At 43.0% G+C, this 15,053-nt stretch carries 12 protein-coding genes and 4 pseudogenes; 11 read left to right on the top strand and 5 right to left on the bottom strand.

Features of this window, described 5'->3' with window-relative positions:
• Positions 1-547, top strand: a pseudogene (locus FTT86_RS11830) (IS3-like element ISAba19 family transposase); the annotation flags it as partial.
• A gap of 37 nt (positions 548-584) precedes the next feature.
• Positions 585-1,185: pseudogene (locus FTT86_RS11840) on the top strand (IS5 family transposase); the annotation flags it as partial.
• A gap of 49 nt (positions 1,186-1,234) precedes the next feature.
• Here FTT86_RS11840 and FTT86_RS11845 read toward each other — a convergent pair.
• Together FTT86_RS11845 and FTT86_RS11850 are read right to left on the bottom strand one after the other, a co-directional pair.
• Complete coding sequence (locus tag FTT86_RS11845) at positions 1,235-2,146, bottom strand: ParB/RepB/Spo0J family partition protein (protein ID WP_180087522.1); 912 nt, start codon at positions 2,144-2,146, stop codon at positions 1,235-1,237.
• Positions 2,147-2,159: 13 nt separating this feature from the next.
• Entirely contained in the window at positions 2,160-2,933 is a 774-nt protein-coding gene (locus FTT86_RS11850; RefSeq protein WP_004647772.1) for a ParA family protein, read from the bottom strand.
• Positions 2,934-3,789: 856 nt separating this feature from the next.
• On the opposite strand from FTT86_RS11850, the gene FTT86_RS11855 reads away from it, so the two are divergent.
• Positions 3,790-4,962, top strand: coding sequence for a replication initiation protein (locus FTT86_RS11855; protein ID WP_180038949.1), 1,173 nt, complete (start codon positions 3,790-3,792; stop codon positions 4,960-4,962).
• Between the two features lie 272 nt (positions 4,963-5,234).
• Positions 5,235-5,384, top strand: a pseudogene (locus tag FTT86_RS16160) (transposase); the annotation flags it as partial.
• A 65-nt stretch (positions 5,385-5,449) separates the two neighbouring features.
• Here the strand turns inward: FTT86_RS16160 and FTT86_RS11860 are convergent.
• Positions 5,450-6,584 (bottom strand): annotated as a pseudogene (locus FTT86_RS11860) (IS3 family transposase).
• Between the two features lie 301 nt (positions 6,585-6,885).
• Here FTT86_RS11860 and FTT86_RS11865 point away from each other — a divergent pair.
• Positions 6,886-7,137, top strand: a complete 252-nt coding sequence (locus tag FTT86_RS11865) for a TIGR03643 family protein (RefSeq protein WP_373683236.1) — start codon at positions 6,886-6,888, stop codon at positions 7,135-7,137.
• A gap of 65 nt (positions 7,138-7,202) precedes the next feature.
• Here FTT86_RS11865 and FTT86_RS11870 read toward each other — a convergent pair whose 3' ends face one another.
• Together FTT86_RS11870 and FTT86_RS11875 are read right to left on the bottom strand one after the other, a co-directional pair.
• Positions 7,203-7,286 (bottom strand): DUF2256 domain-containing protein, encoded by an 84-nt coding sequence (locus tag FTT86_RS11870; RefSeq protein ID WP_180087524.1) that lies wholly within the window; start codon positions 7,284-7,286, stop codon positions 7,203-7,205.
• A gap of 3 nt (positions 7,287-7,289) precedes the next feature.
• Complete coding sequence (locus FTT86_RS11875; RefSeq protein WP_180087521.1) at positions 7,290-8,813, bottom strand: cryptochrome/photolyase family protein; 1,524 nt, start codon at positions 8,811-8,813, stop codon at positions 7,290-7,292.
• A 389-nt stretch (positions 8,814-9,202) separates the two neighbouring features.
• On the opposite strand from FTT86_RS11875, the gene nudC reads away from it, so the two are divergent.
• From nudC to FTT86_RS11905, 6 genes are all read left to right on the top strand, one after another.
• On the top strand, positions 9,203-9,970 hold the full coding sequence (gene nudC / locus FTT86_RS11880; RefSeq protein ID WP_180087520.1) for an NAD(+) diphosphatase: 768 nt from the start codon (positions 9,203-9,205) through the stop codon (positions 9,968-9,970).
• Between the two features lie 120 nt (positions 9,971-10,090).
• The gene (locus FTT86_RS11885; RefSeq protein ID WP_180087519.1) at positions 10,091-10,639 is read left to right on the top strand and encodes a lipocalin family protein; all 549 of its coding nucleotides are present in this window, start codon (positions 10,091-10,093) and stop codon (positions 10,637-10,639) included.
• A gap of 131 nt (positions 10,640-10,770) precedes the next feature.
• On the top strand, positions 10,771-11,757 hold the full coding sequence (locus FTT86_RS11890; RefSeq protein WP_180087518.1) for an acyl-CoA desaturase: 987 nt from the start codon (positions 10,771-10,773) through the stop codon (positions 11,755-11,757).
• Positions 11,754-13,037 carry an NAD(P)/FAD-dependent oxidoreductase gene (locus tag FTT86_RS11895; RefSeq protein WP_180087517.1) on the top strand — a complete coding sequence of 428 codons (1,284 nt, stop codon included), beginning with the start codon at positions 11,754-11,756 and terminating at the stop codon, positions 13,035-13,037. The genes FTT86_RS11890 and FTT86_RS11895 overlap by 4 nt, the downstream gene beginning before the upstream one ends.
• 9 nt (positions 13,038-13,046) lie before the next feature.
• Positions 13,047-13,841 (top strand): DUF1365 domain-containing protein, encoded by a 795-nt coding sequence (locus tag FTT86_RS11900; protein ID WP_180038956.1) that lies wholly within the window; start codon positions 13,047-13,049, stop codon positions 13,839-13,841.
• Complete coding sequence (locus FTT86_RS11905) at positions 13,838-15,034, top strand: cyclopropane-fatty-acyl-phospholipid synthase family protein (protein ID WP_180087516.1); 1,197 nt, start codon at positions 13,838-13,840, stop codon at positions 15,032-15,034. The genes FTT86_RS11900 and FTT86_RS11905 overlap by 4 nt, the downstream gene beginning before the upstream one ends.
• Positions 15,035-15,053: the final 19 nt, after the last annotated feature.

The following is a 15,053-nucleotide window of genomic DNA, read 5'->3' on the forward strand; positions in this document are numbered from 1 at the left end:
ATTTAGTGAAACGTAATTTTAATGCTGATCATCCAAACCAACTATGGGTGGGTGACTTTACCTATATTCAAACTCATTCAGGCTGGGTATATACCGCATTTGTTATTGATGTGTTCTCACGAGCAATAGTTGGATGGAAAGTATCTACACGAATGAATACAGATATGGTGCTCGATGCATTGGAGCAATGCATTGCACGATCGAGGCATGCCAAAGAATGTGATTCATCATTCCGATAGAGGTGTTCAATATCTTTCTATTCGCTATACCAATCGTTTAGAAACAGCAAATTTACGAGCATCAGTCGGTACAACTGGTGATTCATACGATAATGCTCTGGCTGAAACGGTGAATGGCTTATACAAAACAGAGGTGATTGAATATCTAAAAGCAGATTGGCAAGGTTTAGCAGATGTACAACTTGCGACACTAAACTGGGTAGATTGGTTCAATAAAAAGCGTGTACACAGTGCACTGGGTTGTATCACCTTTTGAGTTTGAAGCAATGTACTATGATAAGATTAACCCGTTAGGTCAGGTGGCCTAACTTAAATAAAAAAGTCTCCGATAAACCCAGTACGGTTCAGTATCGTTCAGGTATCCCGTGGCGAGACTTACCAGAACGCTTTGGTGATTTTAGAGTCGTGCATACTCGTTTTAGTCGTTGGGCTAAAACAGGTGTGTGGCAGAGAGTCTTTGAAGTACTGTCACATGACAGTGATAATGAATATGCCATGTTAGACTCTACCATTGTACGTGCTCATCAACACAGCGCTGGGGGGAAAAAATCAGGCGATTGGACGCAGTAAAGGGGGCTTAAGCACCAAAATTCATGCCCGTACTGATGCTTTAGGCAACCCGACAGGATTTTATCTCACTGATGGGCAGGTCCATGACTTAAATGGTTCAGATGTGTTGCTGGACTTATCGTTGAGCCAGATCTGGCTTATGGATAAAGCCTACAACTCTAGGGATCGGGTCATTGATCCAATTTTAGAGGCGAAGGGTCAAGTTGTGATGCCAGCGAAAAGTAATTCTATTGATCAGCGTGATTATGATCGACATCTCTACAAGGCAAGACATCTGATCGAGAACTTTTTTGCCAAGCTCAAGCAGTATCGTGCTATTGCCACACGCTATGATAAATTGGCTCAAAACTTCTTATCAGCGATCTTTCTGGCTTAATTGATAACACGCCCTAGTTTGAGATTGTCAAAAAAACTGTAGCAAGTTGCTACACTTTTTCACTTTTCTGAATAAGCTGTTTTAAAAAATCTTCTAGTTGTAAGAGACTAGCTTCGTCAATTTCCGAGATATTCAGAGAAACCTTAAGCTGTTTTTGATTGAGTTTGATATTCCCCGCAATCTTACCTGCATATTCAATTTTTCTAACCACAGATGTTGTGGTCAGTTTTCCTGGATCCTGACTCAATATTTTTTCAGCATAGGCAGTAACTTTACTTTGCTCTAGTTTTTTGTCTTTTACTTTTTCCCAAGCCCCTAGCAAAGCCTTTTCGGCCTCAGAAAGTTGCTCTATATGATCCGACAGAAATTTTTTGAATGCAGTTGCAGCAGTACGACCTAGTAGGCCTGGTTCCACATCAAGGTCATTTAAAATTACTTGAGGCAGTTTTTCGTATGCTAAATACTTGTACATATCTTCGCGATTTAAACCCAGTGAATTGGCTAAACGTTGCTTGTTTTTCTTTAACTTCTCATCAAGTGAGTTCAGGCCAATAAAAATTTCATAATCTGTCAGGTCCTGACGCTTTAAATTCTCTGCTAAGGTTAACAAAGATGCTTCTACATTATTCGCATCAATGATAATCGCTTCAATCACAGACTTGCCGAGTAAATGGTGCGCCCGTAAGCGCCGCTCGCCTGCAATGAGTTCATATTTCAGATTATCAAGTTTACGCACTGTAATGGGCTGCAACAGACCGACTTCATTAATGGAATCCGCCAGTTCTTTTAATTGTGACTCTTCAAATAATTTACGCGGCTGGTTTGGATTGCGGCTAATATCCTCAATAGGAACATTACGTCTAAACTCTTTCAGCTCTCTAATATTGTCTTTCTGTGCTTGCTGATGTTTTTCTGTATTCTGTTTCAGTTTCTGAGCTAAAAGCTCTTTGGTGCTTGCCATAATACTCTCAGGTTTAAACTTTAGCTACAATTTCATTGGCAAGGCTTTCAAAAGCCTTACGTACTTTTGAATTTTTTTCTACATTCAAAAGTGATTGTTGCAGAATCGCTGCTTGATTAACTTTAGTACTTTGAGGAATGGTGGTCTCTAAAAGTTTTCCTACCTGTTTTAAGGCTTCATTCCGAATCAGCTTACAGACATTCTGACGTTCATCATGCTTAATTAGTAAAGCGCCTAAAAGCTCTAAATCTGGATTAATACGTTTGATCTTTTCAAGATGATTTAAAAGATCTGTTACCCCATACAATCCATATTGTGATCCGGATTCGATAGGAATAATGACATGTGTTGAAGATGCCAGGGCATTGCTGGTTAATAATTTAAGACTAGGTGGACAGTCGATCAATATAAAATCATAAAGATCTTTTAACAGTTCTAACTTGATATTTAACTCTTCAGAAGGACGGGGAGCTTCTTCTTTTAGTTGGTCTTCAGTTTTTCCTAAATTCAAGGAACCATAAATTAATGATACTTTTTCAAAGTTCGTTTCTTCTTGTAATGCATCTGCCAACAACGAAATATCGCCCACTAGTAATTCTGCTGTAGTCACAACAATTTCGCTTGGATGTTGGATCCCAATGTGTAAACTTGCGTTTGCTTGAGGATCTAAATCAATGACTAAAACCTTGTTGCCCAGATTGGCAAGTTCTGAGGCTAGGTGCACAACAGTCGTTGTTTTGCCACATCCGCCTTTATGATTAGCAACAGTAATAATTTTTGCAGACATGCGTGTCAGATGCTTCCGTATTTGAATGTTTAGTAATATAAATAACTTTCACTCATCTTACTATAGTTTTAAAATTTATAAATCCTATTTGTTCAGATGTAAAACAGCTTAAAAATAAATCTTTAACTAAGCTAGCTTAATTAATAATTAGAATAATTAGTTATTTAGCTAATTAATAATTAAGAGTGTATTTTTATTTTATAAAACAAATGCTTAGAGTTTTAAAGGTGGAAGGTTTGTCACTCTAAAGTGGAAGGTCTGTCACTCTAAAGTGGAAGGTCTGTCACTCTAAAGTGGAAGGTCTGTCACTCTAAAGTGGAAGGTTTGTCACTCTAAAGTGGAAGGTCTGTCACTAGGGTGGAAGGTTTGTCACTGCTATTTTTTAAACCGCTATTTTTATTTAAAAATAATTTAAAAAACAATTATTTAATATGTTAATAAAGTCTCGTAACTAAGCCTTAAAGGTGGAATGATTGTCACTGTATATTTTTAACCTGTGGATAATCTGTTTTTATTGGATATTTCCTGATGATTATATGTGCAGTTATACCTTTCGAATCTAACTGAAAGGTGGAAGCCTTGTCACATCAGGGTTTCTATTTAATTTAACCTATCTGAATGTGGGTGAAAAAATAAAAATAGTCATTCTAAACTGTAATTTCGGGGGCTAAAGGTGGAAGGTCTGTCACTGTAGGGTGGAAATATTGTATTTAATTCCACTTTAAAGGCAAAAAACCGGATAATAACGCTTTTTTTTGATGACGGACCTTCCACTTTTAGAATCTTGTGGTGAAAGTCTTGAAAGTTTTTCCACTTTTGTATATAAAAACTAAGTCAAATTATAAATATCACGGTTATGACAGAATCTGAACCATTGCAAGAAGAAACGAATTATATTCCCTACTGTATAGGCAACATTCGCCATAATGGCGTTGTCAGTACCAGTAACCGATTAATTCGCCCAATCGAGTTGTCATCCAATGAATATAAGGCACTTCTATATGCAATGGCGGTTGCGAATTATAGTGAGAAAAATAAGGTAAATAGTGAAATTACCGAACAAACTTATATTTATTTGTATAAGGATGATTTGGCAGATTTACTAGGATTAAATAAACGTAATTCAATTAATGTTGCAATAGATCGGATCTATAAAGAGCTTTCATCCCGAGTAGCTCATTTTATTATTGAGGAGCCTGCTGATAATGGTAAGAGAAAGACTAAAAAAGTACATTCTGTCGTTCCCATTATCCGTGAGTTAAGATGGGAAGATGACTCTAAAAATGCAATTCAGATTCGTTTTACCAGTGAGGTGTTGCCGTATTTCACTCAACTGGCTGGGGGTAATTTTACTACCTATCAGCTAAAACATCTTTTTGCCCTAGATTCTGTTGCCAGTATGAGTCTTTATACTTATTTCATTAAAAACGAATTTAAGTACGCCAATCAAAAGAGTTATGAAGTGCCATTACTTTTAGAAAACTTGAAAGCACTGATTGATATTAATGAAACCAAATATGATCGCTGGGTAGATTTTAGACGCTATGTATTAGACAAAATAGTGGCAGAAATTAACGAAAATACAGATCTACAATTAGAGTATGAAACCGTTAAGAAAGGCCGTCCAATTGTAGGTGTGAATTTTAAACTGCATCATCGGATTGCTGATAAGGCACTGGATGAAATTGCAGTGATCGAAAAAATCTATCTTGATGTTCCATTTGAAGACAATGCATCCGTAAAAGAATTAGGGGCTAAATTCGATACGAATGTACGTTCTTGGTATATTTTTAATAATGATGAAAATTATCAGCAGTTCAAGAAGTGGTTTAAAAAAGTAGGATGCCTCACTGACTCTCAAGCAAATATTGTCATTAATGACACTTTATTCCAAATGGATTTTGCTGAAATTGGTATGGGGCTGAATGACTTTAAACGAAATATGAAGCATAAACTTAAAAACAATCCGGAATTCGTTCAAAGTATTCGTGAAAGACTGAATGATATTTTTGGTAAAGAGCTGATCTAGCGAAAAGTGTAGCAACTTGCTACACTTTTTTAGATATATGTTCGTAAAGAATACAAGTGGTAAGGACCCTAGGATAAAAACGACTCTGTTGCATAAAGGCTTTAGAGGTAGATCTTCCCTAAGTTATACAAATTCAAGTGACAACTTGGGTATGAGGTCTGCCTAATTTCTTAAATCTATTCAAAACGTAAGCGTTCGCTGAACACACCTTATGAACTCATCCTATAAGCCTTAATTTAGTCCCTACTTAAAAACAAGTGGGGACTAAATTTATGACTGCAAATAACCAGACATCCATCACATCTCTTGAGAAAAATCGAAGAACATGCAGTGCTGAATTTAAACAGCAGATCGTTCAGGCTTGTAAAGCACCGGACGTTTCAATTGCTTCAGTCGCTTTGCAACATGGATTGAATACAAATTAATGTGGTTCCGTTAATTAGACCACTCAATTTAGTTTTATAAGTGATAAATCCGCTCTAAATATTTAAATTATGCTGCCATTACATTTTAGTAAATGTTGATCATAAAATTCATTTGGTGTTGCCTTATTCAAACTTGAATGAGGACGTATCATGTTATAAAAATCCAAATATTCAGCAATTGATTGTTTCGCTTGTTTAACCGTATCGTAAGCCTTCAAATAGACTTCCCCATGCTTCACGCTACGCCATAACCGCTCAATCATCACATTATCTATCCACCGTCCTTTCCCATCCATACTGATACAGATATTTCGCAATTTTAACTCATTCAAAAATGCCTTGCTTGTGAATTGACTGCCTTGGTCTGTATTAAACACCTCTGGACAACCATATTTCGCAATTGCTTCTTGCAACGCATCTATGCAAAAGTCTGTTTCCATACTGATCGATACACGATGAGCCAGTACTTTATGACTATGCCAATCTATAATTGCACACAGATAGACAAAGCCTTTAGCCATAGGAATGTACGTGATATCTGTACACCAGACTTGATTAGAGTGATCTATGACCATGTTTTTCAACAGATATGGGAAAATACGGTGTGCAAGATTAGGCTTACTGGTATTGGGTTTGGGATACAAGGCATGTATTCCCATCAAGCGCATTAAACGTCGGACTTTACGCCGACTATTTGATGTCCTTGACGCTGTAGCATATCTCGTATCATTCGACTGCCCATAAATGGGTAGTCGAGATGAATTTCATCGATCAGACGCATCCAACTCAAATCAGTTGATGAAATCTCTTTGGGCTTGTAATACAACGTACTGCGATTGATTTGAATCAATTGCGATTGTTGTCGTACCGAAAGTTGATGGGTCTTATCGATCATTTTTTGCCGCTCAGCTGCCCTATTTTTCTGAGTGCACCTTCTAAAAGATTAATTTGCAATGCCTGATGTCATATCTTGGCATGTAGAGCTTTGAGGTCAATCTCAGGTTCTTGTTGTGCTGTTGGTCGTGAAAAATACTGATTGATTGCTCAAGCAGTTGATTTTCCCAATCAATTATTTGGTTTTGATGTAAATCGAATTGAGTAGAAAGTTCAGCGAGTGTGTGGTCGCCTTTTAATTGCTGCGAGAGCAACTTTAACTTTAAAATCTGCTGAATGATTACGACGTTTTCTTCGTGTCATGCTTGACTCCAAAAACAAGCATTTCCCATGCTTATTGGGGAGTAGATTATCACTTATAGGCATGGTCTAAAATCCTAGACCCACATCACAGGTATTTGGACCACAGGCTGAGCTCGAAGGCCCGATAGGACAGCAACAACATACAATCCACGTAAAAAATCACAAAATCTTCATCTTCGTTTTATTAAGATGAGTATGGTCAACTTGATCTGACCCAGATACAGAGAGATAGCGTTAAATTTTATCGCTCAATTTTTATTTTAAAAATGAAAGTAAGCAGAGGTATGTGGTGCGTAAAGTAATTGAATATGCGGGAGCAGATCTGTCAAGGATCATTGAAATGGCCTGGGAAGATCGCACCCCATTTGAAGCCATCCAGCGTGAGTTTGGCTTAAATGAAACTGCAGTGATTCGCTTGATGCGGAAAAATATGAAAGCATCGAGTTTTAAAATGTGGCGTGAACGAGTCACCGGCCGAAAAACTAAACATCTGCAACTGCGTTCACCCGATGTGATACGAGCCTATTGTTCACGGCAATACAAGCGTTTCTAAGCGTTTGATTTTGACCGCCGTCTAGACTCACGTTTACATCGTTCAGAACAGTATCTGACTTCCTCTCAGCAGCGTTGCCATTTCTTGCACCAAGTAAAAGGGCGCAAGCAGTGAATACAGGTTTTTTCAGGGAGATGCTGTTTTTTCATGGTTTATAACTCATCGATCTGGCTGAGAAGCTGTTGGGCATGGCTGATGATCTGCGGCCGATCTTGAAGTTTATCTAGCTGGCGATAGATCATGCCCATACGTGGATGATTACGGAATGTCGCTTCATATCGGATCATGAAATACCAGTACAGGCTATTGAATGGACAGCTGTCCGGCTCGGTGCGGGTTTTGACACTGTAGCTACAGTGCTTGCAGTAATCCGACATCTTATGGATGTAATTGCCCGAAGCGGCATAAGGCTTGCTAGCCATCAAGCCGCCATCGGCATGCATCACCATGCCCAACGTATTCGGCAATTCTACCCATGCATAGGCATCGGCATACACCGCCAAGTACCATTCACTGATCTGATGGGGATCAACACCGCTCAATAAGGCAAAATTGCCAGTCACCATCAGACGCTGGATATGATGTGCATAGGCATGCTGAAAGGTATTGCGGAAACACTGCGTCATACAGTTCATCCGTGTACGGCCGGTCCAGTAAAATTGCGGCAGCGGTGCTGAGTGCTGCAGCACGTTGCGGCTGGCGTATTCGGGCATGTTCAGCCAGTAAATCCCGCGGACATATTCGCGCCAGCCCAGAATCTGCCGAATAAACCCTTCCACGGCATTCAGTGGCGCATGACCAGCATGGTAAGCCGCTTCTGCGGCATCACAGACTTCTCGGGGCAGCAATAGGCCGCAGTTCAGATAAGGCGAGAGCAGGCTGTGAAACAGCGTGTCTGCACCCTGAACCATGGCATCCTGATAATCGCCAAAGTGCGGCAAACTGTGGTCAATAAAATGCTGCAGCGCGCGCAGCGCATCATTGCGCGTGGTGGCCCAGCGGAAGTTGTCAAGGCTGCCAGCGTGAAGCGGAAACTCGCGCTCAACCATTTGCATTACATCCAGATCAATCTGATCGCGTTCAAAATGAAGTGTTGGAGGCAATGGTGGAGTGCCTGACCATGCCTTGCGATTGGCGCTGTCATAGTTCCACTGTTGTCCAAGCGGCTGCTGTCTCTGCATCAAATAACCGGTCTGTTTACGCATTTCCCGGTAAAAATATTCCATGCGCAATGTCTGGTAGCGGCTGGCCCAGTGCCGGAACTGCTCCGGGCTACAGAAAAAACGATCGTCATCCAGACACTGTACCGGCAGTTGCAGCTGCTGGCTCCAGTGCTTTTCAATCTGCTGCTGCAGGCGGTATTCCCCGCATCGGGTCATTACCAATTCTGTGACGGGGAACAGCAGTTGCTGTGCCTGTACGAAATCCAGCAGGCTACGAATCGGACTGCCGTACTGAAAAGCATGGTAACGTACACGCCAGCCTTCCGCTTTGAGCTCTTTGGCAAAATGCCGCATTGCGCTAAAAATCAGGGCAATTTTCTGCGGATGATGGGCGACATAAGTCGCTTCCTCAACCACTTCGGCCATCAGGATCACATCCCGGGTACGGTCCAGCGCTTTAAGCGTAGCGAGCTGATGATGAAGCTGGTCACCTAAAATTAAACCGAAACGCATAGCCCTTCCAGACCCGATCAAAGATAGTCTAGTGTAAAGCCAGACAGTTCAATTTTTTGTGAAAACACAGATCAGTCCGCATGTTCAGTAAATTCAACCCGACCAGATGATCTGCTGACATTGCACATGAATCATGATTGCTACAATAACAGAGTGTTCATCTCTATAATGCTACATCCAGTTGATGAAATTCGCTTCGCATTATTCCTGAAGACATAATTGTTGTGAAAATTATGTGATTTTAATCAAAAAGATACAAATTATTATGGTTGTAATTCAGGCAACGTGCGCCTAGTATCTAAATAGAAGTTACTCCATGTAAACTTCCTTAGTTTTGTCCCATACATCCCCAGTATGGGATTTTTTTTAATCAGGGAATTCTCACGAGCATGCATTCAAAAGCGTATATTTTTAGACAGCAGCAATTACTGGTGGATGAGCATTTTCAGTTGCCGCAGGTAGCCAAACTGCAGCACGACTTGAACTTGACGGAAAATGGCGAGATCATTGCTCGTGACCTGAAAGAAGACGAACCGGTGCCTGAAGGTTATGAGCTGGTTCCGATCCGACAACTAGTGCAAGTCTGGAACAGACCACAATTTGAAGAGGCCAGCCGTGCGGTACAGTTACTGGAATGGCGCCGTAACCACCGCTTTTGCAGTAAATGCGGCCATGCCACCCAGCAACACGCCAGCCAGTATGCCATGGTCTGTCCATCCTGTGGCTATAACCAGTATCCACGGGTGAATCCCTGTGTGATTACCATCATTACCCGGGGCGAAGATGAAATTCTGCTGGCAAAAAATGCCCGCAATAAAACCCAAATGTACAGTCTGATTGCCGGCTTTGTTCAAGTCGGAGAAACCCTGGAAGAGGCAGTCCGCCGTGAAACCCTAGAAGAAGTTGGGCTGCAGATCAAAAACATTCAATATCTGGCCAGCCAGCCGTGGCCGTTTCCCAGCAATCTGATGATGGCCTTCAAGGCGGAATATCATACAGGGGACATTCAAATTCAGGAAAATGAACTGAGCGATGCGCAGTTTTTCAAATTTGATCAGTTACCCGAAATTCCGTTCAAGGGCAGTATTGCCTATGCCATGATTCAGCATGTGATGCATGGTACCCCTGTGGCAGATGACAGCAAAGAATGGCTTTAATCCGGAAACCAGTCTAGGGCTTTTTCAACAGTACTCCTGCTGAATCACATCATTTCGTCTTCACGCTTTGTTCACATGCTATTGAGTTATCTTAAGCCTAAAATCAAACAAGGCTAAAAAATGAAGATGCTATTCAAGTCTGTTTTGGCAGCGACAACGCTGGCGATAATCAGCTTAAGCTTTACTACGCAAGCTGAAACGGTTACACCTCAGGCAGTCGATCAGGTAGATATCCAACGGTATGCGGGCAAGTGGTATGAAATTGCGCATCTACCAATGTATTTTCAGCGTAAGTGTGTATCCAATATCACTGCACAATATAGGGTCAATGCTAACCAGACTATGGGGGTATTAAATAGCTGCCGTATTGCCAGTGGAGAGATGATCAGCTCCGAAGGTATTGCCTATCCACAAAATGAAGGGAACAGCAAACTCAAGGTCAGCTTTTTGCCGCAAGGTTTGCGCTGGATGCCTTTTACCAAAGGTCATTATTGGGTGTTAAGAGTTGACCCGGAATATAAAGTGGCGCTAGTAGGTGGACCAAGCAGTAAATACCTGTGGATTTTGTCGCGTGAACCGCAACTGGATGAAGCCACCTACCAGTCGTATCTGGAGACTGCGAAACACTATGGTTACGACATCACAAAGTTAATCAAATTACCGCATTAATCTGCTACCCTTTGGCCGAACTGCCTAGACTCTTACAGTTCGGCTTTTTTTCACTTCACAGAAAATTCATATCTGACTGATTAGACTCATCAAATAGAATAAAGACAGTCACTTAAAATTAGGATGAGTCCATGTTGAAAAGTCTGATACGATGGATAGACAGCTGGTCTACAACCTCACAGCCTGAAGCACTGACTGCTGAAAACAGCAAGATTCAGTGGGTCCGTATTTTTCCCTTTATTTTGCTGCATCTGGCCTGTCTCGCCGTGTTCTGGGTGGGTGTGTCATGGTTTGCACTGGGCTTTATGCTGGCATTCTACTTGATCCGCATGTTTTCCATCACGGCTTTTTTTCATCGCTATCTGTCGCATAAAACTTTTCAGACCTCGCGCCCGGTACAGTTCCTGTTTGTATTACTGGGCACCATGAGTGCGCAGCGTGGTCCGCTCTGGTGGGCAGCTCATCACCGTTATCACCACCGCTATACCGATACCTTGCAAGACCCGCATTCATCCACGCATGGTTTTTGGTATAGCCATGTCGGCTGGTTTCTGAATGAATATAATTTTGCTACGCGTAAAGAGGTGATCAAGGACTGGCTGAAATATCCAGAACTGATTTGGCTGGACCGTTTTAGTTTGATTGTGGTGTTGCTGACTGCGGGCGGGATTTATGCACTAGGCGAATGGCTGGCCATCACTTGGCCGCAACTCGGGACGTCCGGCCTGCAATTGCTGGTCTGGGGCTTTATGGTTTCCACGGTGTTATTGATCCATGCGACCTTGTGCATCAATTCATTGGCGCATCATTATGGCAGCCGTGATTTTGAGACGGATGACCACAGCCGTAACAATTTATTTCTGTCACTCATCACCTTAGGCGAAGGCTGGCATAACAATCATCATTACTATGCTGGTAGTACCCGGCAGGGTTTTTACTGGTGGCAGATTGATGTGACCTATTACTTGCTGAAACTCATGTCCTGGCTGGGACTGGTCTGGGGCCTCAAGCCCATTCCGGCACGGATTTATGAAGCCAGTAAAATCGCTCAGGCTCGAAAACATAAAAAAGCTGCTACTGCCGACACTCACACGATTCAATCGAAGGAATCACCATGAAAATTGCAATTATTGGTTCAGGTATTTCCGGTCTGTACGCTGCCTGGAAACTCAGCAAAGTGCATGAAGTCACAGTCTTTGAAAAGAATAACTACTTTGGTGGTCATACCGATACCCATCAGCTGAATATCGAGGGTGAACAGGTTGCGGTGGATAGTGGCTTTATTGTGTTTAATGAGCATAACTATCCGCTGTTTTGCTCGATGCTAAAAGAACTAGGGATTCAATCGCAAAGCAGTGACATGGGCTTTTCGGTGAATAATCAGGTCAGTGGCTTACAGTACAATCCTTCAAAAAAATTCTCGCTGTTGTTCCGACCTCAAAACTTTCTTAATACTGATTTTCGCGCGATGTTGTCGGATCTGTTCCGTTTCTATGCAGCCAATAAAGATCTGGATGTGGAACAGGTCGATACACAGCTCAGTATTGATGATTATTTAAATCAACATGGTTATAGCGATGCCTTTCGTCAGGAACATCTCTATCCGATGTGTGGGGCGCTGTGGTCCTGTCCGGTGGAACAAGCCGGACAGATTCCCTATAAATTTGTGGTCAGCTTTTTCCAGCACCATCGCATGTTGCAACTGAAAGACCGGCCCTTATGGCTTACAGTCAAGGGTGGATCGGCTCGCTACGTTCGTGCGATTCAGTCCCAGGCCAATATTACTTTCCGCAAAACTGCTGTGCATCAGGTATCCCGTAGTGCCAATGATGTACTGGTTGAAACAGCACAGGGCAGTGAGCGTTTTGACTGGGTGATCTTTGCTAGTCATGCTGACGACAGCCTGAAATTACTTAAAGACCCGACAGTGCAGGAGCTGGACGTGCTGGGCAAGTTCCGCTATCAGGCTAACCGCATGGTGGTGCATTCTGATACCCGCATCATGCCCAAATCCCGTCGTCAATGGGCCAGCTGGCATGTGCATGTCACCCCAAGTCAGGCAGCTGAACAGACGCCATTCCAGCACAGCGGTATGCACTATGGTTTCAGTTACTGGATGAACCAGTTGCAAAACCTGCAATGCAAGACTCAGGTTCTTGCCACCCTGAATCCTAACTTTGCCTTGGATCCTAAAAAGGTCTGGGTCGAACGGCATTACCGTCATCCGGTGTTTGATGCCTCCGCGATTGAAGCACAAGAACGCTGGGCCGAGATCAATAGCCAGAACCGCACCTCATACTGTGGCGCTTACTGGGGTTGGGGCTTTCATGAAGATGGTGCCCGTAGCGCTGCGTGGGTGGTCGATCAGCTCTTAAAACAGACCGAGCAGGCCGCCTAGGAGGATATGATGCAAATGTTTCCACTGGCGATTGCCTCTGCGGAAATCCGGCATCGCCGTTTCTTGCCTAAAGCGCATGCTTTTAAGACCCGGCTGACCTATCTATACTTTGATCCGGATCAGCTCTCAAGCTTTACCCAAAAATCCTGGCTCTGGTCTTGCAATCGCTGGAATTTCCTCACTCTGGACGAACGTGATTTTCTGACCATGGAATGTGGTTCGATTCGGCAGAAGGTCGCACGTCTGCTGATCAAGCGGGAAAACTACCTGTTAGCGCATGCCGCATCCATCCGGGTCTTGGCTCTGCCGCGTACACTCGGCTTTCGCTTTAATTCTGTGGTGTTTTATCTGGTCTTTGATGCCACCGACCAGCTGATCTTTGTCCTCAGTGAAATTACCAATACACCGTGGAATGAACGTCAGGTCTATATTCACGACTGTCGGCACAATGCAACTGAATATGCACCGTACCAGAGTCACCAGTTTGACTTCAAGAAGGCCTTTCATGTGTCGCCATTCATGCCGATGGCGCTGGATTACCGCTGGCGCTTCAGCTTTTCCGATCAAAACAATGTGATTCATATGCAGCTGTTTCAGCAAGGAATCTTGCAATTTGATGCCACCATGCAATTTTCGTTGCAAGCCATCACAGTTCCTTCACAACAGCATCGCTATGCTGTGCTGAAAGTTCTTGAGCCCTTCAGGATGGTCGGTGGAATTTATCTGCATGCCTTTCGCTTGTGGAAGAAGAAAATTCCATTTTACCGACATCCTAAAAAAGAAAAAGGAAACACATTGCGATGAAAACACTGTTTATGGGAGAAGAAAGCACAATGCCGGTGGTACTGCGCCATCTGCTGAAATTACGTCATGGTCAGCTGATTTTTAAAGGCGCCTGGAACGGGATTGTGGGGGAGAGCAGTGATTTGTATGCCGTGATTCAGGTGCATGATGCTAGGCTGATGGATCTGCTGTTCCGTAATGGCGTACTCGGTGCTGCTGAAGGTTTTATTTGCGGCTACTGGAGCAGTGAAGATCTGGTCAATGTGATTCGCATTCTGGCGCGTAACCGTGATGTGCTGGACCGGATGAACCAGAATGCGCTGGCCAAGGCCAGTCAGTTCCTGTTAAAGACCTGGTACAAATCCCGCAAAAACTCAATTGATGGCAGCCGTAAAAATATTGCCGAGCATTATGACCTGAGCAATGACTTTTTCAAGCTGTTCCTAGATAGCAGCATGATGTATTCCAGTGCGGTATTTAAAGAACCGGGCATGAGTCTGGAACAGGCCTCCGATTATAAAAAAGAACTGATTTGCCAGAAACTGCAGCTGAAACCGATGGATCATTTAGTTGAGATTGGCAGCGGATGGGGTGGTTTTGCCATTTACGCAGCACTGCATTATGGCTGTAAGGTAACCACCATTACCATCTCCCAAGCACAATATGATGAAGCGGTCGCGCGAATAGAGGCAACCGGACTATCCCATCGCGTGGATGTCCAGCTGAAAGACTACCGTCTGTTGGAAGGCAAATATGACAAGCTGGTGTCGATTGAAATGATCGAGGCTGTAGGTGAGCAGTATTTACCGATATATTTCAACAAATGCCGTGAATTGCTGAAATCGAATGGTCTGGCACTGATTCAGGCCATCACCATTGAAGATGCCCGCTATGCCAAAGCCCTGAATACCGTGGACTATATCAAGCGTTACATTTTCCCGGGCAGTTTTATTCCTTGCATCAGTGTCATGACCCAAGCAGCTTCCGAGCAAAAACTGCGTCTCAAGCATCTGGAAGATATCGGCCAGAGTTATGCCCAAACCTTGCACTGCTGGCGCCAACGTTTTCTGGAGCAACGTGATCAGGTAATGGGGCTTGGTTTTGATGAGTCCTTTATCCGTATGTGGGATTTTTATCTGTGCTATTGCGAAGGTGGTTTCCGCGAAGGCGTAATCAGTGATGTGCATCTGTTATTCGAAGCCAGTGCTTACTAAGCCAAGATAAAAGAGGAGG

Origin of the sequence: Acinetobacter sp. YH01021, assembly GCF_013420255.1 — a bacterium.
Lineage (GTDB): Bacteria > Pseudomonadota > Gammaproteobacteria > Pseudomonadales > Moraxellaceae > Acinetobacter.

Bases quoted from the DNA above. Each gene is read 5' to 3' on its own strand.
- FTT86_RS11905 (WP_180087516.1), top strand. From the start codon at position 13,838: ATGAAAACACTGTTTATGGGAGAAGAAAGCACAATGCCGGTGGTACTG.
- nudC (WP_180087520.1), top strand. From the start codon at position 9,203: ATGCATTCAAAAGCGTATATTTTTAGACAGCAGCAATTACTGGTGGAT.
- FTT86_RS11895 (WP_180087517.1), top strand. From the start codon at position 11,754: ATGAAAATTGCAATTATTGGTTCAGGTATTTCCGGTCTGTACGCTGCC.
- FTT86_RS11875 (WP_180087521.1), bottom strand. From the start codon at position 8,813: ATGCGTTTCGGTTTAATTTTAGGTGACCAGCTTCATCATCAGCTCGCT.
- FTT86_RS11885 (WP_180087519.1), top strand. From the start codon at position 10,091: ATGAAGATGCTATTCAAGTCTGTTTTGGCAGCGACAACGCTGGCGATA.
- FTT86_RS11845 (WP_180087522.1), bottom strand. From the start codon at position 2,146: ATGGCAAGCACCAAAGAGCTTTTAGCTCAGAAACTGAAACAGAATACA.
- FTT86_RS11870 (WP_180087524.1), bottom strand. From the start codon at position 7,286: ATGAAAAAACAGCATCTCCCTGAAAAAACCTGTATTCACTGCTTGCGC.
- FTT86_RS11890 (WP_180087518.1), top strand. From the start codon at position 10,771: ATGTTGAAAAGTCTGATACGATGGATAGACAGCTGGTCTACAACCTCA.
- FTT86_RS11855 (WP_180038949.1), top strand. From the start codon at position 3,790: ATGACAGAATCTGAACCATTGCAAGAAGAAACGAATTATATTCCCTAC.
- FTT86_RS11850 (WP_004647772.1), bottom strand. From the start codon at position 2,933: ATGTCTGCAAAAATTATTACTGTTGCTAATCATAAAGGCGGATGTGGC.
- FTT86_RS11900 (WP_180038956.1), top strand. From the start codon at position 13,047: ATGCAAATGTTTCCACTGGCGATTGCCTCTGCGGAAATCCGGCATCGC.